Source organism: Vibrio sp. Y20_XG_PY13 (genome assembly GCF_024181925.1).
Taxonomy (GTDB): domain Bacteria; phylum Pseudomonadota; class Gammaproteobacteria; order Enterobacterales; family Vibrionaceae; genus Vibrio; species Vibrio parahaemolyticus.
In genome coordinates, this window is record NZ_JAMZAL010000005.1 from 318,426 (window position 1) to 335,388 (window position 16,963).

Below are 16,963 nucleotides of genomic sequence, written 5' to 3' on the forward strand. Positions count from 1 at the left end.
TAGTGGCGCGTCCTGGAGGATTCGAACCTCCGACCGCCTGGTTCGTAGCCAGGTACTCTATCCAGCTGAGCTAAGGACGCGCAGTTTTCGATATCGGTATTACCAATATCAGGAGTTCACAAAGAAACCCTAAAAAGTGGCGCGTCCTGGAGGATTCGAACCTCCGACCGCCTGGTTCGTAGCCAGGTACTCTATCCAGCTGAGCTAAGGACGCGCAGTTTTCGATATCAGTGTTACCAATATCAGGAGTTCACAAGGAAACCCTAAAGAGTGGCGCGTCCTGGAGGATTCGAACCTCCGACCGCCTGGTTCGTAGCCAGGTACTCTATCCAGCTGAGCTAAGGACGCGCAGTTTTCGATATCAGTATCACCAATATCAGGAGTTCACAAAGAACCCCTAAAGAGTGGCGCGTCCTGGAGGATTCGAACCTCCGACCGCCTGGTTCGTAGCCAGGTACTCTATCCAGCTGAGCTAAGGACGCGCAGTTTTCGATATCAGTATTACCAATATCAGGAGTTCACAAGGAAACCCTAAAGAGTGGCGCGTCCTGGAGGATTCGAACCTCCGACCGCCTGGTTCGTAGCCAGGTACTCTATCCAGCTGAGCTAAGGACGCGCAATAATCTTTATTTTACTTTGTATAACCCGTTTATCAAACGAATTATTAAATAGTGGCGCGTCCTGGAGGATTCGAACCTCCGACCGCCTGGTTCGTAGCCAGGTACTCTATCCAGCTGAGCTAAGGACGCGCAGATCTTCTTGCTAGGAAGTTGTGAAGTAAATCACATTCATTTCTTGCGAAACAAAAAAAAGGCCATCGGGCCAGTCAATGAATGGCGGTGAAGGAGGGATTCGAACCCTCGATACGGGATAAACCGTATACTCCCTTAGCAGGGGAGCGCCTTCAGCCTCTCGGCCACCTCACCGTTTTCATTATTATATCTCAAAAGAGATATGGCGCGTCCTGGAGGATTCGAACCTCCGACCGCCTGGTTCGTAGCCAGGTACTCTATCCAGCTGAGCTAAGGACGCACTTTTTGTTGATAAATCAACGTTGCAAGAATGGCGGTGAAGGAGGGATTCGAACCCTCGATACGGGATAAACCGTATACTCCCTTAGCAGGGGAGCGCCTTCAGCCTCTCGGCCACCTCACCGTCTTGCGGAGGCACATATTACGTTTTACCGAAAATATGTCAAACACTTTCTTTGAAAAAAAACGCAAAAAACGCTTAACCGATGCGGATTTAATCAAAGTGACTATAAAACAAACCTTATCACTCTATTATGATGAAAAAAAGAGAATCTTCTCTTAAAAAATGACATTTATCAGAAACTAAAAAGGCTAGCCGATCGGCTAGCCTTTTTCATTCAAACTAAGCTCTGTAAACAGGAGCGACTTAGTAGTTACCTGAAGCAACGTTGCCATTGCCTTTTTCAGCCTGAATGCGCATGTAGATTTCTTCACGGTGAACTGAAACCTCTTTCGGAGCGTTAACACCGATACGTACTTGGTTACCTTTAACACCTAGTACAGTTACAGTCACTTCATCACCAATCATAAGTGTTTCGCCTACGCGGCGAGTCAAAATTAGCATTCTTTGCTCCTTGAGTAATCTCTAAATTTTCTTGCTACAAAGCTATTATCCAACAAAAGTTATATTTTCGTAAACTACCTTGTCACGGAAAATCAGCCTAAAAAGGCATGTTTTTGCTGAATGTTCAATGCTTCACTAGACGTAATGTAAGCATCATGAAGAATGTTTGCTGCTGTATCCACACTCTCAGGTGGCAATACCAGCATCATAGTGAGTGCATTCGTTGCGCAGAAATTGATCGCAATATCTTGCTGAGCCAACAAACCGCATGCATGTTCCACCATTCCATTGGCTTCAAGCCCTACTGCGGTTAACAGACTTACTGCTTCACTATTACGGATTTTATCGCTGAACACCAGATCGAACTTGGCACATGCTTCTTGTTTTATCATGATACCTGTTCGTTCTGTTTCCTCGATCACATTCCAAATGTCTATGCCTAACATCTGACATTGTTTTGTAGCACTAGATAAATGTTCTTTATCGACTTCAATAATGGCAAGGTCACGTTGAATGGCTATACCAGAGACGGCTTGATGGCCTGATTCCCCCTTAACCAAACTGCCTTCATTAACTTCAAAGGTCGAAAGCACGCGTAGCGGTACATTATTCTTCCATGCGAACTGCACAGAAGGTAAATGTAGAACTTTTGCTCCTCGACTTGCCATTGCTTCCATTGAAGGAAAGTCAATGACCGCCATTTTCTGAGCATTTTTCACTACACGTGGGTCACAAGTATAAATACCATCAACGTCGGTAAAGATTTGACACTCGTCAGCGCGCAATGCGCCTGCAAGCGTCACAGCGCTCGTATCAGAGCCGCCTCGACCTAATGTGGTGATATCCCCATTTTCATTCACACCTTGAAAACCTGCGACAATGACGATTTGATCTTGTTCAAGTAAATCCGTAATCGTTGAGGTATCAATATGTTTAATCGTCGCGTCATTGTGTTGATTATCCGTCACAATGTTCGCTTGTGCTCCGGTAAGTGAGCGAGCTACATAGCCCAGTTTATTGAGTGTCATCGCCAATAACGCCATTGACACTTGCTCACCAGCAGAGAGCAAAACATCAAGTTCTCGAGCCGTAGGAACACTATCTACTTGTTTCGCTAGGTCCATTAGTCGGTTTGTTTCGCCTGACATTGCAGACACAACTACGACAACTTGATTACCATCATTTTTCGCCTTAATGATGTGTTCAGCGACCTGGTGGATTCTTTCAATTGAACCCACGGAGGTTCCACCAAACTTTTGCACGATAAGGGGCTTTTTCACCAGTCTTCACCTTCCCAAGACCAAAGTCTCATTCGGACCACTTATATTCCACTAGTTGAAATTATATAAGCGGTAGTTACAACAAAAACCAAGCAGCTTAAATGACCTGGTTATTTTTCGGTCAATTAAACCACTTGGTTACCGTAAAAAAATTACGCCCAATCAAAGAAACTTGATTGAGCGTAAATTCGTTATGTAATGCTTATAAGCGCTCTTCTAGCCAAGGCTGAACAGTTTTGATCGCTTCTGGTAATGCTGACACATCAGTACCACCAGCTTGCGCCATGTCAGGGCGACCACCGCCCTTACCACCAACCTGCTCTGCAACCATTTTAACGAGGTCGCCCGCCTTAACTTTGCCTACGAGATCTTTCGTCACACCAGCAATCAAGCCAACTTTGTCATCAGTTACGTTTGCTAGAAGCACAACACCTGAGCCCATTTGGTTCTTGATGTCGTCAACCATTGTACGTAGGTTTTTGCTATCTGCGCCTTCTAGTGCAGCAACCAGTACTTTCGTGCCGTTTACTTCCACTGCTTTACCCATGATGTTTGCGCTTTCAGCAGCAGCCATCTTGTCTTTAAGCTTCTGAAGTTCTTTTTCTAGCGTTTTCGCTTTTTGTGCAGATTCTGCTAGTTTCTCTTCGTATTTTGCTGCTTGAGCTTCGATCGCATCTAGAGCTGCTTCACCTGTTACTGCTTCAATACGACGGATGCCCGCCGCGATGCCGCTCTCAGAGGTGATCTTGAATAAGCCGATATCGCCAGTGTTAGAAGCGTGGATACCACCACAAAGCTCTGTAGAGAAATCGCCCATAGACAGTACGCGTACTTCATCATCGTACTTCTCGCCAAATAGTGCCATTGCGCCTTTCTTCTTCGCAGACTCAATGTCCATCACGTTGGTTTCAATAACGTGGTTGCGACGAATTTGCGCGTTCACTAGACGTTCAACTTCTTTTAGCTCTGCCGCCGTTACCGCTTCTAGATGAGAGAAGTCAAAACGTAAGTTTTCTGCTTTAACCAAAGAGCCTTTTTGCGTCACGTGCTCACCAAGAACTTGACGAAGTGCGGCGTGTAGCAAGTGCGTTGCTGAGTGGTTTAGAGAGATAGCTGCGCGACGTTCTGCGTCAACGATAGTAGCGACTTCATCGCCTTTCGCTAGAACGCCTTCCGCCATAACACCGTGGTGTGCGATTGCGTTGCCTAGCTTTTGAGTATCTTCTACTCGGAATACACCAGCTTCAGTGCGGATTTCACCCGCATCACCACATTGACCGCCTGACTCAGCGTAGAATGGGGTTTCACCAAGCACAATGATCGCTTTGTCGCCAGCAGATAGAGAATCCACTTCGTTGCCTTCAACGAACATTGCCGCCACTGAGCTAGAGCCTTTTGTTCCAACGTAACCACAGAATTCAGTTTGTGTATCAACTTTAATTGCTGCGTTGTAGTCTGTACCGAACTGACCCGCTTCACGCGCACGCTGACGCTGCTCTTCCATTGCTTTCTCGAAGCCTTCTTCGTCAATCGCGAACTCACGTTCACGCGCAACGTCGTTAGTCAAATCAGCTGGGAAGCCGTAAGTATCGTAAAGTTTGAATACGGTTTCACCGTCGAGTACTTTACCATCTAAGTTATCTAGCGCTTCGTTTAGAATCGCCATACCGCGTTCAAGCGTACGACCGAAGTTTTCTTCTTCGATACGCAGTACTTTTTCTACGACAGCTTGCTGACGTTTCAGTTCTTCACCTGCAGTGCCCATGATGTCAGCTAGTACACCAACCAATTTGTGGAAGAATACACCTTGCGCACCTAGCTTGTTACCGTGACGAACAGCACGACGAATGATACGACGTAGAACATAGCCACGACCTTCGTTTGAAGGCATAACACCATCAACAATCAGGAATGAACATGAACGGATGTGGTCAGCGATAACGCGTAGCGATTGGTTTGATAGGTCTTCGTAACCGATCACTTCTGCGGCTGCTTTGATAAGAGCTTGGAATACGTCGATTTCGTAGTTTGAGTGAACGCCTTGCATGATTGCAGAGATACGCTCGATACCCATACCTGTATCTACCGACGGTTTTGGTAGCGGTTCCATCGTGCCATCAGCATGACGGTTGAACTGCATAAATACGTTGTTCCAGATCTCGATGAAACGGTCACCATCTTCTTCAGGTGTGCCAGGACGGCCACCCCAGATGTGCTCACCGTGATCGTAGAAAATTTCAGTACATGGACCACAAGGACCAGTGTCACCCATTTGCCAGAAGTTGTCTGACTCGTATGGTTTGCCACCTTTCTTGTCGCCAATGCGGATGATGCGATCTGCAGGAACACCTACTTTCTTGTTCCAGATATCGAATGCTTCGTCATCAGTTTCGTAAACGGTCACCAATAGACGGTCTGCAGGCAGCTTAAGAACGTCTGTTAGAAATTCCCAAGCGAATGAAATCGCGTCTTCTTTGAAGTAATCGCCAAAGCTGAAGTTACCTAGCATTTCAAAGAAAGTATGGTGACGAGCTGTAAAGCCCACGTTTTCCAGGTCGTTGTGTTTACCGCCAGCACGTACACAACGTTGAGCCGTAGTCGCTCGAGTATAGGCTCGTTTTTCCAAGCCTAAGAAACAATCCTTAAATTGGTTCATACCTGCGTTTGTGAACAGCAGGGTTGGGTCGTTATGTGGAACTAACGATGAACTTTCTACGATTTGGTGTCCTTTGCTTTCAAAGAACTTGAGGAACGCGTTACGAACCTCGTCAGTGCTCATGTACATGCAGCTCTTCCTGAAAATAGTCGAGTTAGAATTTTGCCGTATTGTAGATCATGCAATCAGCTGAGACTAGTTTTCTTGCGGAAAAGAGGGGGTAGAAGAAAAAATTTGAAGCAAAACAAAAATCAGCGTGAATAATTCACGCCTAATCTTCGTCTTCAAAGCTTAACGCATAGCTAATTTGGTCAAAACTGTAGCCGCGATATTGTAAGAAACGAACCTGTTTAGCGTACTCTTTCTGGTCTTTGGCCTTTATTCCTTTAAATTTCTTCTCTGCTGCCAACTTTGCCAATTCAAACCAATCTTGGGGCTCTTCTGCCATTGCTTGTTCAATGACAGATTCTGCAACGCGCTTCTGGTTAAGCTCTTGGCGAATACGACGCTCACCATGACCTTTGTAAACGTGTTGACGCACTTGGCTTTTGGCATAACGCAAGTCATCCAAATAATTGTGGTCTAAACAAAAGTTAATCGCAGCTTCAATATCAGCCTCTTCATAGCCTTTCATCGCAAGCTTTTGATGGAGCTCATATAAGCCATGATCTCGACGACTAAGTAACTGAATCGCGGCTTCTTTGCTAGATAGCGTCGGTGCTTGTCGCTTTTGGTACATAGTGATCCTAAAGGTAATTTAGCTGTACAGGCTTTTCGTTTGCCTTAAATTTCTTCGATTTTGATTTCGACAAATACAACAAAGCCCTGCAACGCAGGGCTTTATTTTTAGTTTATCAGAAGATTAAAACTCTTCTTCTTGCTCAGGCATCTCACCGGCAGCAGGTGCTTCTGGTTGAGCTGGAGAAAGTAGCATTTCACGCAGTTTGGTATCGATTGTTTTCGCGATTTCTGGATGCTCACGCAGGTAGTTACAAGCGTTTGCTTTACCTTGACCAATCTTATCGCCATTGTAGCTGTACCAAGCACCGGCTTTTTCTACTAGCTTGTGCTTCACGCCTAAGTCAATCAACTCACCTTCACGGTTAAAGCCTTGGCCATACATGATTTGCGTGTTTGCTTCTTTAAATGGTGCTGCAATCTTGTTCTTAACCACTTTGATACGCGTTTCGTTACCTACAACTTCATCGCCTTCTTTGATTGCGCCAGTACGACGGATATCTAAACGAACAGAAGCGTAAAACTTAAGCGCGTTACCGCCAGTAGTCGTTTCAGGGTTACCGAACATCACACCAATCTTCATACGGATTTGGTTGATGAAGATACACATACAGTTAGACTGTTTCAGGTTACCTGTAAGCTTACGCATTGCTTGAGAAAGCATACGAGCTTGGAGACCCATGTGGCTGTCGCCCATTTCGCCTTCGATCTCAGCTTTAGGTGTTAGAGCAGCAACAGAGTCAACAACCATTACGTCGATTGCGCCAGAGCGAGCTAATGCATCACAAATCTCTAGAGCTTGCTCACCAGTGTCTGGTTGAGAAACCAATAGTGCATCGATATCAACGCCAAGTTTCTTTGCATATACAGGATCTAGAGCGTGCTCTGCATCGATAAACGCACAAGTTTTGCCTTCACGTTGCGCAGCAGCAATAAGTTCAAGAGTTAGTGTTGTTTTACCTGAAGATTCTGGACCATAAATCTCAACGATACGACCCATTGGTAGACCACCAGCACCCAAAGCGATATCAAGAGAAAGCGAACCCGTTGAAATGGTTTCTACATCCATTGCGCGGTTATCACCAAGGCGCATGATAGAGCCTTTACCGAATTGCTTTTCAATTTGACCTAGCGCAGCGGCGAGCGCTTTCTGTTTGTTCTCGTCCATTACTTTCTCCGATTTATTCATCTTCTTTGGGCGACGAATAGTAATTCATTTTTCTTAAGCAGAAGTTCTGCTCAGCAATGAAAGCCATTATACTGTTGATTCATACAGTGTCTATACCTGTATGAAAAAAATTTGGCTCACAATATCGTGCAGTTTTCTCTAGCCCTTGTTTTCTCTGGGCTTACGCAGATCCAAAAAATCTAGATTAAGTGTTGGTGCAATTGACTCAATGCATGAATCACCGCTTGCTCGCGAACTTCTGCTCGATTTCCAGAAAAATGCATGGTTTCTACTAACTGCCACCCCTGATTATCTGCAAAGGCAAAACACACTGTTCCAACAGGCTTTTCCTCACTGCCACCACTAGGACCAGCGATGCCACTGATAGACACCCCAATTGTTGCATTGGAATGTTTTAATGCCCCCTGCACCATTTCGATTACAACCGGCTCACTCACTGCGCCATACGCTTCGAGTGTTTGAAACTGCACGCCAAGCATCTCCATTTTGGCCTCATTACTGTACGTAACAAAAGCGCGGTCAAGCCAACCGGAGCTACCTGCAATATCAGTAATTGCAGCTGCAACGCCACCGCCAGTACAGGACTCTGCTGTGGTCAGTACATGCCCATGTCGCGCAAGTAACACACCTAAATCAGCGCTTAATTTTGTTGTTTTTTCCATAGCCAAAATGCCCTTTGTCTCTTTTTACTTGATAGGGATTCACGTATCCTAAGCCGCTACGGAAATAAACAAAAGAACTTACCTGTGAAAGCTGAACAAAAACACACTCCGATGATGCAGCAATATCTCAAGCTAAAAGCTGAGAACCCAGAAATTTTGCTGTTCTACCGCATGGGCGATTTCTACGAACTCTTCTATGATGACGCGAAACGAGCGTCTCAACTGCTTGATATTTCATTAACCAAGCGCGGTTCATCGGCCGGAGAACCTATTCCTATGGCGGGAGTGCCATTCCATGCAGTGGAAGGGTATCTAGCGAAACTAGTTCAGCTTGGTGAGTCAGTCGCAATCTGTGAACAAATTGGGGATCCTGCGACGAGCAAAGGTCCTGTTGAGCGTAAAGTAGTACGCATTGTCACGCCAGGCACCGTAACCGATGAGGCGCTGCTTTCTGAACGTCTCGATAACTTAATCGCTGCGATTTACCATCACAACGGCAAGTTTGGTTATGCGACGTTAGACGTTACTTCTGGCCGTTTTCAATTAACGGAGCCAGAAACCGAAGAATCCATGATGGCAGAACTACAACGCACCGCACCGCGTGAGTTGTTGTTCCCTGAAGATTTCGAGCCAGTCCACTTGATGTCGAACCGTAACGGTAACCGTCGTCGCCCTGTATGGGAGTTTGAACTAGATACTGCCAAACAACAGTTGAACCAGCAGTTTGGTACCCGTGATCTTGTCGGTTTTGGTGTTGAGCACGCCTCTCTTGGTTTGTGCGCCGCAGGTTGTTTGATCCAATACGTAAAAGACACACAACGCACTGCTCTACCACATATCCGCTCACTAACGTTTGATCGCCAAGATCACTCCGTAATTTTAGATGCTGCTACGCGTCGCAATCTAGAAATCACCCAAAATTTAGCTGGCGGCACGGACAATACACTCGCCGCAGTTCTCGACCATTGCTCAACCCCAATGGGCAGCCGCATGTTAAAGCGTTGGCTGCATCAACCGATGCGTTGTATTGATACGCTAAACAACCGTCTGGATGCGATTGGTGAAATTAAAGATCAAGGCTTATTTACCGATCTTCAGCCAACTTTAAAACAGATTGGCGATATTGAACGTATCTTAGCGCGTCTTGCCCTACGTTCTGCTCGTCCACGAGATATGGCTCGCCTACGCCATGCCATGCAGCAACTTCCTGAACTAGAATCACTCACTGCATCCTTAACTCATCCATACCTAGTGAAGTTGGCTCAATATGCTGCGCCAATAGATGAGGTATGTGAGCTTCTTGAACGTGCTATCAAAGAAAACCCGCCGGTAGTGATCCGCGATGGTGGTGTGATTGCAGAAGGCTATAACGAAGAATTGGATGAGTGGCGCAAGCTCGCTGATGGTGCAACCGAGTATCTAGAAAAGCTCGAAGCGGATGAACGCGAGCGTCATGGCATCGATACGCTGAAAGTTGGCTACAACGCCGTACATGGGTTCTTCATTCAGGTAAGCCGTGGCCAAAGCCATTTGGTACCGCCACATTACGTGCGTCGCCAAACTCTGAAAAATGCCGAGCGCTACATTATTCCTGAGCTTAAAGAGCATGAAGACAAAGTTCTGAACTCAAAATCAAAAGCACTCGCACTAGAGAAAAAACTGTGGGAAGAGCTGTTCGATTTGCTGATGCCTCATCTTGAACAAATGCAAAACCTAGCTTCTGCCGTTTCACAGATGGACGTGTTACAAAACCTAGCAGAACGCGCAGACTCATTGGATTATTGCCGCCCAACTCTAGTTAAAGACGCAGGTATTCACATTCAAGCAGGTCGCCACCCGGTAGTAGAGCAAGTCACCTCGGACCCGTTCATTGCTAACCCAATAGAATTAAGCCCAAGCCGTAAAATGCTCATCATCACGGGTCCAAACATGGGGGGTAAATCAACCTACATGCGCCAAACTGCGCTAATTGCGTTGATGGCTCACATCGGCTCTTATGTACCTGCAGAGTCAGCACAAATTGGCTCATTGGATCGCATCTTTACTCGTATCGGTGCTTCAGATGACTTGGCATCAGGTCGTTCAACCTTCATGGTAGAGATGACAGAAACGGCCAACATTCTCCACAACGCAACCAAGAACAGCTTGGTGTTAATGGATGAGATCGGTCGCGGTACCAGTACTTACGATGGTCTTTCATTGGCATGGGCAAGTGCCGAATGGCTTGCAACACAAATTGGCGCGATGACACTTTTCGCTACGCACTATTTTGAACTAACCGAATTACCGAACTTGCTACCAAACTTAGCAAATGTTCACCTAGATGCGGTAGAACATGGCGACAGCATTGCTTTCATGCACGCTGTTCAAGAAGGCGCCGCAAGCAAATCATACGGCTTGGCGGTTGCGGGCTTAGCTGGCGTACCTAAAACGGTCATCAAAAATGCTCGTACTAAACTGTCTCAACTAGAGCAACTCGGTCAAGCTAGCGACTCGCCTCGTCCAAGCACTGTGGATGTAGCAAATCAGCTCAGCTTAATCCCTGAACCTAGCGAAATTGAACAAGCGTTATCAAACATCGATCCAGACGACTTAACACCTCGTCAAGCCCTTGAAGAGCTGTATCGTTTGAAGAAAATGCTTTAACGAGAATATCTAATCTCCCCTAAAACAGAAAAAGGGCTATGGTTATCCATAGCCCTTTGTGTTTCGAGAAAGCTTAGTATTAATCGTCTTCGACGTTAAATAAGTTTTCCATATTTAGGCCTTGTTTAATTAGGATTTCACGAAGTCGACGTAAACCCTCCACTTGAATTTGACGTACACGCTCACGGGTAAGACCAATCTCTCGTCCCACTTCTTCAAGCGTAGACGGCTCATAACCAAGCAAACCAAAACGGCGTGCAAGCACTTCTTTTTGTTTTGGATTCAACTCTTCCAACCAATGGATCAAAGACGATTTGATGTCATCATCTTGAGTCGACACTTCTGGATCAGAGTTATTTGCGTCAGGAATAATATCCAGAAGCGCTTTTTCACCGTCACCACCAATTGGGGTATCAACGGAGCTAATACGCTCGTTAAGACGCAGCATTTTGCTGACATCTTCTACTGGTATATCTAATTGAGCAGCAATTTCTTCTGCAGTTGGTTCATGATCGAGCTTTTGAGAAAGTTCACGCGCAGTACGCAGATAAATGTTCAGCTCTTTCACGACATGAATAGGCAAGCGAATGGTGCGAGTTTGGTTCATCAACGCACGTTCGATCGTTTGACGGATCCACCATGTTGCGTAAGTTGAGAAACGGAAGCCTCTTTCTGGATCGAATTTTTCAACCGCTCGGATCAAACCGAGGTTACCTTCTTCAATAAGATCGAGTAGCGCTAGGCCACGGTTGCTGTACCGACGAGAAATTTTTACTACTAAACGCAAGTTACTTTCGATCATGCGCTTACGAGCCGCTTCATCACCACGCAATGCTCTGCGGGCGTAAAGGACTTCTTCTTCAGCAGTAAGTAGAGGTGAGAAGCCAATTTCACCTAGATACAATTGAGTTGCGTCTAGGCTTTTACTGCTCGCGTCAAACTCTTCACGGACAGCTGTTTTGCCTTCGGTAGTAGATGATGATTTTTCGAGTTCGTTATCAATGGTCGTCTCTGACGCATTGTCGTATTCAAACTCTTCAACTTTGGATACTGTGTTGCTGATACTCATAACGCCTCCCCCTGGCGAGTTAGCAAGACATGACAACTCAATATGTCGCTAAATGATTTCGCAAGTTGTTTTTCAAAGTCTTACGGTAAATAGCGTTTTGGATTCACTGATTTACCTTGGTAGCGAATTTCAAAGTGCAGCTTGACGGATTTTGCGCCTGAACTACCCATGGTCGCAATTTTCTGTCCGCTTTTTACACTCTGACCTTCTGTTACCAGCAGTTTGTCGTTATGTGCGTATGCGCTTAAATAATTGTCGTTATGCTTCACTATAATTAGGTTGCCATAACCTCTTAGCGCATTACCCGAATAAACGACCGTGCCGGCTGCGGTTGAAACGATAGGCTGACCACGCTGTCCTGCGATGTCAATGCCTTTATTTCCCTGTTCTCCCGCCGAGAAGTTCTTGATTACTCTCCCTTTTGTCGGCCACAACCACTTCGATACTTTGTCGTTTTGTACCGTCGTTGTTGGCGGCTTCGGTTTAGTAGGTTGGTTATCTTTTGAACCAACATACTCCTTTGCTTTGGTTTGTTCAACTTTCTTTGGCGGCTCTTTTTGTGCGACTTTAGTCGGAGTTGTTGTAGGCTTTTGACTAGAGTTTTTACTTGAAGTCACAGGCTTTGTCGTCGTCGTTGGCTTTACCACTGGAGGCGGTGTCGTTGTAACTACAGGTACTACAACGGGTTCAACTTTTTGGCCATATTTTGGCGCGACATATTTCGGAGCCCAAAGTTTTAGCTTTTGACCTGGATAAATGGTGTAAGGCTGAGAGAGCTCGTTGTAACGTACAAGATCATTTACATCCTTATCTGTGACGTAAGCAATGAAATAAAGTGTGTCACCTTTCTTTACTTCGTAGTAACTCCCTCTATAACTACCACGCTCAACGCTCGAATAATCCTTCTTTAAGCTGGAAACAGGCGCAGGTGAGTGAGCCGCGCAACCAACGAGTCCCGCAGCTAATACAAAGCTAATACCAATATGACGTAGTAACTTACTCACCTAACCTCAGATCCTTAAGCCAAATCACCCGCGACAAGAGGAACAAATCGAACCATTTCCACAACGGTAGAAAGGTACTCGTCACCCTTGCGTTCAATTCTAAGTAGTTGCTGCTCAGCATCTCCGACAGGAATCACCATTTTACCGCCATCTTTTAACTGTGAGAGAAGCGCTTGGGGAATCACTTCTGCAGCAGCGGTAACAATGATGGCGTCAAACGGACCTTTCGTTTCCCATCCTAACCAGCCATCACCATGCTTCGTCGAGACATTGTAGATATCAAGTTGCTTAAGACGACGTTTCGCTTCCCATTGCAAAGATTTGATGCGTTCAACGGAATAAACATGGTCAACGATTTGCGCTAAAACTGCGGTTTGGTATCCAGAACCAGTTCCGATTTCCAAAACGTTACTAGCACGTTGAAGCTCAAGCAGCTCGGTCATGCGAGCGACGATGTAAGGTTGAGAAATAGTTTGTCCCTGACCAATCGGTAGCGCATTGTTATCGTAGGCTTGGTGCATCATCGCTTGAGAAACAAAGCTCTCTCTCGGTAAACAATGCATTGCATCCAAAACGCGTTGATCTTTGATGCCACTGGAGATAAGAAACGCTATCAACCTGTCAGCATGTGGGTTACTCATTACTTCTCTTCCTTCAACCAACTATCCATCGCACGCAGAGACTCATGAGCCGTGAGGTCTACTTGCAGTGGGGTAATAGAAACTCGACCGTGCTCAATCGCATAGAAGTCGGTACCTTCACCCGCATCTTGTTCTTTCCCCGGAGGCCCTAACCAATAGATATCATGCCCACGCGGATCTTTCTGCTTGATCATATTCTCTGCGTGATGACGAGCACCTAAACGGGTCACTTCGATTTCACCAAGACTCTCGAGAGGCAAGTCAGGTACATTCACGTTCAACAAACGGTTGGTTGGGATTGGCGCTGCCAAGTGTTGCTCAACCAACTGTCGAGCAATTTTAGCAGCCGACTCAAAATGACGTTTACCAACCAGTGAAAACGCAATGGCCTGCACGCCAAGAAAATGCCCTTCCATTGCAGCAGCGACGGTACCAGAGTACAGAACGTCATCCCCCAGATTTGCACCATGATTAATGCCAGATAATACAAGATCTGGCAGGTCATCTTTCATCAGCTCATTTAGAGCAAAATGAACGCAATCTGTCGGTGTCCCTTGAACCGAATAAGTATTAGGGGCAATTTCTGAGACTCGCAGAGGCTGTTCCAAAGTCAATGAGTTTGATGCCCCAGAACGATTTCGGTCTGGGGCAACAATGATCACTTCCGCGATGCTTCTCAGCTCATCCGCTAACGCGTGAATTCCTTGAGCATGCACACCATCGTCATTACTAATCAGAATTCTTAAAGGTTTTGTATTTGGTGAATCCAGTTCCATTAGTATTCTCTTTCTACTTTGACCTCATTCACCAACTCACGAACAATGGATGTAGCAAAAGAGCCTGCATCGAGTGAGAAGGTCAACGTAATATTGTTACCTTCAACGTTCCAAGCTAAGTCTTTTGGTTTGAGTGCGATTTCACGACGATCGTGACGCATACGATTACCACGGATCAGAGCCATTAAATCTGGTTCTTCATCAATAAATGGTTGTTCTAATGCAAGTGCATCAGTTTGGGTCGGTAACGCATTATCACCCGCTAAGGCAGCAGTAATCTCAACTTCACTCAATGCAAGCTTGTTTTGCATATCAGCAAGGTTATTCGCATCAACAGCCAACAATCCTTGTGATGTCTGTGCGATGTCACCATCGATGAATTTATCAAACACACCATTTTCTAGACGAGCAGAAACGATGCGGTTGAAGATCCATGAACGCGCGGCAGACAGGTACATGCTGCGTTTGTTTTGGTTACGCGTACGAACGTTTTCTCGTCCCCAACGACGAGCTTCGTCGAGGTTATTTCCATCGTTACCAAAGCGTTGGCTACCAAAGTAGTTTGGCGCACCAACTTGTTTAACTTTTTCAAGGCGTTGCTCTACATCCGCCACATCTGTCACTTCAGACAAGGTAACCACAAACTCGTTCCCGATTAAGTCACCAGGACGCAGTTTTTTGTTGTGTCGATCGGTCGCCAGAATTTCAATACTTGGGTATTGCGCCAAAAATGTCGAAAAATCTGGAGTCTCACCTTTAGGCAGATGAACACTTAGCCACTGTTCGGTTACTGCATGGCGATCTTTCAGGCCGGCCCAACTAACGTCTTTAGACTTAACACCACAAGCTTTCGCTAGCTCGTTAGCGACGAAACTGGTGTTCTCACCTGTTTTTCGAATGCGCACCATTAAGTGTTCACCTTCTCCCGTGAAGGCAAAACCCAAATCTTCGCGAACCTGGAAGTGTTCTGGTTGCGCTTTAATTTTTGCTGATGCGACTGGCTTGCCTGTGAGGTAAGCCAATGAGGATAAAATATCTGACATGATGTATTTCCACTGCTTACGCAGCTTTAAGGAGCAAATTATTCGATTATTGCTTAAATAGAAGCACAACTGCTTCTGTAGCAATGCCTTCTTTGCGTCCAGTAAAACCAAGACGTTCTGTCGTCGTTGCTTTTACGTTGATGTTGCTAATATCGGTTTCTAGATCTTCGGCAATAGCTGCACACATTGCATCAATGTGAGGCGCCATTTTCGGCGCTTGCGCCATGATGGTGACGTCTGCATTACCAAGGCGGTAGCCTTGTTCTTTTACTCGACGGTAAACGTCTTTCAATAATTCGCGGCTGTTTGCACCTTTCCATTTATCGTCGGTATCTGGAAAATGACGGCCAATATCACCCGCAGCAATCGCACCTAACAAAGCGTCAGTGAGAGCATGCAGAGCAACGTCGCCGTCTGAGTGCGCAATCAGGCCTTGTTCGTAAGGAATTGCAACACCACCAATAATCACAGGGCCTTCACCGCCAAATTTGTGTACGTCGAAACCATGACCAATTCGAATCATTTTTTATCCTTTATTTTCTAACCGCGCTCGCGGCTAAGATAAAACTCGGCTAAGGCGAGATCTTCTGGCTGAGTAATTTTAATGTTATTCGCACTACCTTGAACTAAAGCTGGCGTTTCTCCCAACCACTCTAAAGCCGATGCTTCATCAGTGATCGCAACACCTTGCTGCAATGCGTCTGCCAGTGCTCTTGTTAGCTGCTGAGTTTTAAACATTTGTGGAGTCAGTGCATGCCACAATGCTTCTCTGTCTACGGTATGATCGATGTTGTTTTCTTTGTTCGCTCGTTTCATTGTATCTCTCACGGGCGAGGCAAGAATGCCACCAGTAGGATGAGCACAACAAACATCAATCAGACGATCAATATCGTTTAATGTTACGCAAGGTCTCGCGGCATCATGGACCAGAACCCATTCACACGGAAGCTGCGCACTTACATAGTTTAGCCCTGAAAGCACTGAATCGGCTCTTTCTTTACCACCAGCGACACGTATTACGTCTGGGTGCTGGGCAATCGATAGTTCAGGGTAGTATGGGTCACCTTCTGTAATCGCAACCACAACTTTCGCGATTTGAGGGTGAGCAAGCAGTTTCTCTACGGTATGTTCCAATACCGTTTTTCCATCGATTAACAAATACTGTTTAGGTCGATCTGCTTTCATTCGGCTACCAACACCAGCCGCAGGTACAATAGCGATATGAGATGAAACGTTCTCTGACATCTTACGGGTTTTCCTCACCAACTATGCGGTAGAAGGTTTCTCCTTCTTTCACCAAGCCAAGTTCATGACGAGCTCTTTCTTCAATCGCATCAAGTCCTTGCTTTAAGTCATCTATCTCAGCAAACATTTCATTATTGCGAGCTTGTAGCTTGCTGTTCACCTGCTGTTGAACTTCAATTTCATCTTTTACTGTGTAGTAGTCAGACACCCCGTTTTTACCAAACCATAGAGTGTATTGAAGCCAACCAAACAGTAACGTAAGGGCTATAACAAAGATTCGCATATCGCTGCTAACATTCTGTACCGGAAGGAATTAGATAAGGTGACATATATAGCATAAATGCCGAGTTGCCTCTAGGGGATAAAGGGAGACTCACACGCTCCTTACAGGAAATAAGCACGAAAATAAAAAATGCCT

The 16,963-nt window shown here is 45.8% G+C and carries 15 protein-coding genes and 9 tRNA genes; 1 reads left to right on the forward strand and 23 read right to left on the reverse strand.

Translation table 11 applies throughout. The features are described from left to right. Nucleotides 1-3: 3 nt before the first annotated feature. The 15 genes from NL646_RS14525 to pncC form a co-directional block, all read right to left on the reverse strand. Nucleotides 4-80: transfer RNA gene (locus tag NL646_RS14525), tRNA-Arg, on the reverse strand. A gap of 57 nt (nucleotides 81-137) precedes the next feature. Continuing rightward, a tRNA-Arg gene (locus NL646_RS14530) sits at nucleotides 138-214 on the reverse strand. 57 nt (nucleotides 215-271) lie between these two features. Then, a tRNA-Arg gene (locus NL646_RS14535) sits at nucleotides 272-348 on the reverse strand. A 57-nt stretch (nucleotides 349-405) separates the two neighbouring features. After that, nucleotides 406-482 (reverse strand) — tRNA-Arg (locus NL646_RS14540). A 57-nt stretch (nucleotides 483-539) separates the two neighbouring features. Then, nucleotides 540-616: transfer RNA gene (locus tag NL646_RS14545), tRNA-Arg, on the reverse strand. Nucleotides 617-672: 56 nt separating this feature from the next. Continuing rightward, nucleotides 673-749, reverse strand: a tRNA-Arg gene (locus NL646_RS14550). 85 nt (nucleotides 750-834) lie between these two features. Then, nucleotides 835-926: transfer RNA gene (locus tag NL646_RS14555), tRNA-Ser, on the reverse strand. A 29-nt stretch (nucleotides 927-955) separates the two neighbouring features. Beyond that, a tRNA-Arg gene (locus NL646_RS14560) sits at nucleotides 956-1,032 on the reverse strand. Between the two features lie 31 nt (nucleotides 1,033-1,063). Continuing rightward, nucleotides 1,064-1,155: transfer RNA gene (locus NL646_RS14565), tRNA-Ser, on the reverse strand. A gap of 243 nt (nucleotides 1,156-1,398) precedes the next feature. Continuing rightward, nucleotides 1,399-1,596 carry a carbon storage regulator CsrA gene (csrA, locus tag NL646_RS14570; protein WP_004415691.1) on the reverse strand — a complete coding sequence of 66 codons (198 nt, stop codon included), beginning with the start codon at nucleotides 1,594-1,596 and terminating at the stop codon, nucleotides 1,399-1,401. 92 nt (nucleotides 1,597-1,688) lie between these two features. Continuing rightward, nucleotides 1,689-2,876, reverse strand: a complete 1,188-nt coding sequence (locus NL646_RS14575; RefSeq protein WP_005478552.1) for an aspartate kinase — start codon at nucleotides 2,874-2,876, stop codon at nucleotides 1,689-1,691. A gap of 202 nt (nucleotides 2,877-3,078) precedes the next feature. Next, entirely contained in the window at nucleotides 3,079-5,661 is a 2,583-nt protein-coding gene (alaS, locus tag NL646_RS14580) for an alanine--tRNA ligase (protein ID WP_253664361.1), read from the reverse strand. A gap of 142 nt (nucleotides 5,662-5,803) precedes the next feature. After that, nucleotides 5,804-6,271 carry a recombination regulator RecX gene (gene recX, locus NL646_RS14585; RefSeq protein WP_253664362.1) on the reverse strand — a complete coding sequence of 156 codons (468 nt, stop codon included), beginning with the start codon at nucleotides 6,269-6,271 and terminating at the stop codon, nucleotides 5,804-5,806. Nucleotides 6,272-6,394: 123 nt separating this feature from the next. Continuing rightward, on the reverse strand, nucleotides 6,395-7,438 hold the full coding sequence (gene recA / locus NL646_RS14590) for a recombinase RecA (RefSeq protein WP_253664363.1): 1,044 nt from the start codon (nucleotides 7,436-7,438) through the stop codon (nucleotides 6,395-6,397). A gap of 200 nt (nucleotides 7,439-7,638) precedes the next feature. Next, nucleotides 7,639-8,121 carry a nicotinamide-nucleotide amidase gene (gene pncC / locus NL646_RS14595; RefSeq protein WP_140303050.1) on the reverse strand — a complete coding sequence of 161 codons (483 nt, stop codon included), beginning with the start codon at nucleotides 8,119-8,121 and terminating at the stop codon, nucleotides 7,639-7,641. Between the two features lie 84 nt (nucleotides 8,122-8,205). Here pncC and mutS point away from each other — a divergent pair, with 84 nt between their 5' ends. After that, nucleotides 8,206-10,767, forward strand: coding sequence for a DNA mismatch repair protein MutS (mutS, locus tag NL646_RS14600; protein WP_025535213.1), 2,562 nt, complete (start codon nucleotides 8,206-8,208; stop codon nucleotides 10,765-10,767). A gap of 79 nt (nucleotides 10,768-10,846) precedes the next feature. On the opposite strand, the gene rpoS is transcribed toward mutS, so the two are convergent. The 8 genes from rpoS to ftsB form a co-directional block, all read right to left on the reverse strand. Further along, nucleotides 10,847-11,836, reverse strand: a complete 990-nt coding sequence (gene rpoS / locus NL646_RS14605; protein WP_005478537.1) for an RNA polymerase sigma factor RpoS — start codon at nucleotides 11,834-11,836, stop codon at nucleotides 10,847-10,849. A gap of 80 nt (nucleotides 11,837-11,916) precedes the next feature. Then, on the reverse strand, nucleotides 11,917-12,840 hold the full coding sequence (locus NL646_RS14610; RefSeq protein ID WP_005455560.1) for a peptidoglycan DD-metalloendopeptidase family protein: 924 nt from the start codon (nucleotides 12,838-12,840) through the stop codon (nucleotides 11,917-11,919). A gap of 14 nt (nucleotides 12,841-12,854) precedes the next feature. Further along, nucleotides 12,855-13,481, reverse strand: coding sequence for a protein-L-isoaspartate(D-aspartate) O-methyltransferase (locus tag NL646_RS14615; protein ID WP_005455562.1), 627 nt, complete (start codon nucleotides 13,479-13,481; stop codon nucleotides 12,855-12,857). Continuing rightward, nucleotides 13,481-14,257: a 5'/3'-nucleotidase SurE gene (gene surE / locus NL646_RS14620; protein ID WP_029559715.1), complete on the reverse strand. Its 777-nt coding sequence runs from the start codon at nucleotides 14,255-14,257 to the stop codon at nucleotides 13,481-13,483. The genes NL646_RS14615 and surE overlap by 1 nt, the downstream gene beginning before the upstream one ends. Then, the gene (truD, locus tag NL646_RS14625; RefSeq protein WP_023585673.1) at nucleotides 14,257-15,300 is read right to left on the reverse strand and encodes a tRNA pseudouridine(13) synthase TruD; all 1,044 of its coding nucleotides are present in this window, start codon (nucleotides 15,298-15,300) and stop codon (nucleotides 14,257-14,259) included. Before truD ends, surE begins: the two co-directional genes overlap by 1 nt. Nucleotides 15,301-15,346: 46 nt before the next feature. Further along, entirely contained in the window at nucleotides 15,347-15,823 is a 477-nt protein-coding gene (gene ispF, locus NL646_RS14630) for a 2-C-methyl-D-erythritol 2,4-cyclodiphosphate synthase (protein ID WP_005380896.1), read from the reverse strand. 17 nt (nucleotides 15,824-15,840) lie between these two features. Next, nucleotides 15,841-16,545, reverse strand: coding sequence for a 2-C-methyl-D-erythritol 4-phosphate cytidylyltransferase (ispD, locus tag NL646_RS14635; protein WP_005455574.1), 705 nt, complete (start codon nucleotides 16,543-16,545; stop codon nucleotides 15,841-15,843). A 1-nt stretch (nucleotide 16,546) separates the two neighbouring features. Then, the gene (gene ftsB, locus NL646_RS14640; protein ID WP_005455577.1) at nucleotides 16,547-16,828 is read right to left on the reverse strand and encodes a cell division protein FtsB; all 282 of its coding nucleotides are present in this window, start codon (nucleotides 16,826-16,828) and stop codon (nucleotides 16,547-16,549) included. Between the last annotated feature and the right edge of the window lie 135 nt (nucleotides 16,829-16,963).

What these genes read in the sequence shown, in the direction of transcription:
- csrA (WP_004415691.1), bottom strand. Translation starts at nt 1,596, where the DNA reads ATGCTAATTTTGACTCGCCGCGTAGGCGAAACACTTATGATTGGTGAT.
- alaS (WP_253664361.1), bottom strand. Translation starts at nt 5,661, where the DNA reads ATGTACATGAGCACTGACGAGGTTCGTAACGCGTTCCTCAAGTTCTTT.
- recX (WP_253664362.1), bottom strand. Translation starts at nt 6,271, where the DNA reads ATGTACCAAAAGCGACAAGCACCGACGCTATCTAGCAAAGAAGCCGCG.
- recA (WP_253664363.1), bottom strand. Translation starts at nt 7,438, where the DNA reads ATGGACGAGAACAAACAGAAAGCGCTCGCCGCTGCGCTAGGTCAAATT.
- pncC (WP_140303050.1), bottom strand. Translation starts at nt 8,121, where the DNA reads ATGGAAAAAACAACAAAATTAAGCGCTGATTTAGGTGTGTTACTTGCG.
- rpoS (WP_005478537.1), bottom strand. Translation starts at nt 11,836, where the DNA reads ATGAGTATCAGCAACACAGTATCCAAAGTTGAAGAGTTTGAATACGAC.
- NL646_RS14615 (WP_005455562.1), bottom strand. Translation starts at nt 13,481, where the DNA reads ATGAGTAACCCACATGCTGACAGGTTGATAGCGTTTCTTATCTCCAGT.
- surE (WP_029559715.1), bottom strand. Translation starts at nt 14,257, where the DNA reads ATGGAACTGGATTCACCAAATACAAAACCTTTAAGAATTCTGATTAGT.
- truD (WP_023585673.1), bottom strand. Translation starts at nt 15,300, where the DNA reads ATGTCAGATATTTTATCCTCATTGGCTTACCTCACAGGCAAGCCAGTC.
- ispF (WP_005380896.1), bottom strand. Translation starts at nt 15,823, where the DNA reads ATGATTCGAATTGGTCATGGTTTCGACGTACACAAATTTGGCGGTGAA.
- ispD (WP_005455574.1), bottom strand. Translation starts at nt 16,545, where the DNA reads ATGTCAGAGAACGTTTCATCTCATATCGCTATTGTACCTGCGGCTGGT.
- ftsB (WP_005455577.1), bottom strand. Translation starts at nt 16,828, where the DNA reads ATGCGAATCTTTGTTATAGCCCTTACGTTACTGTTTGGTTGGCTTCAA.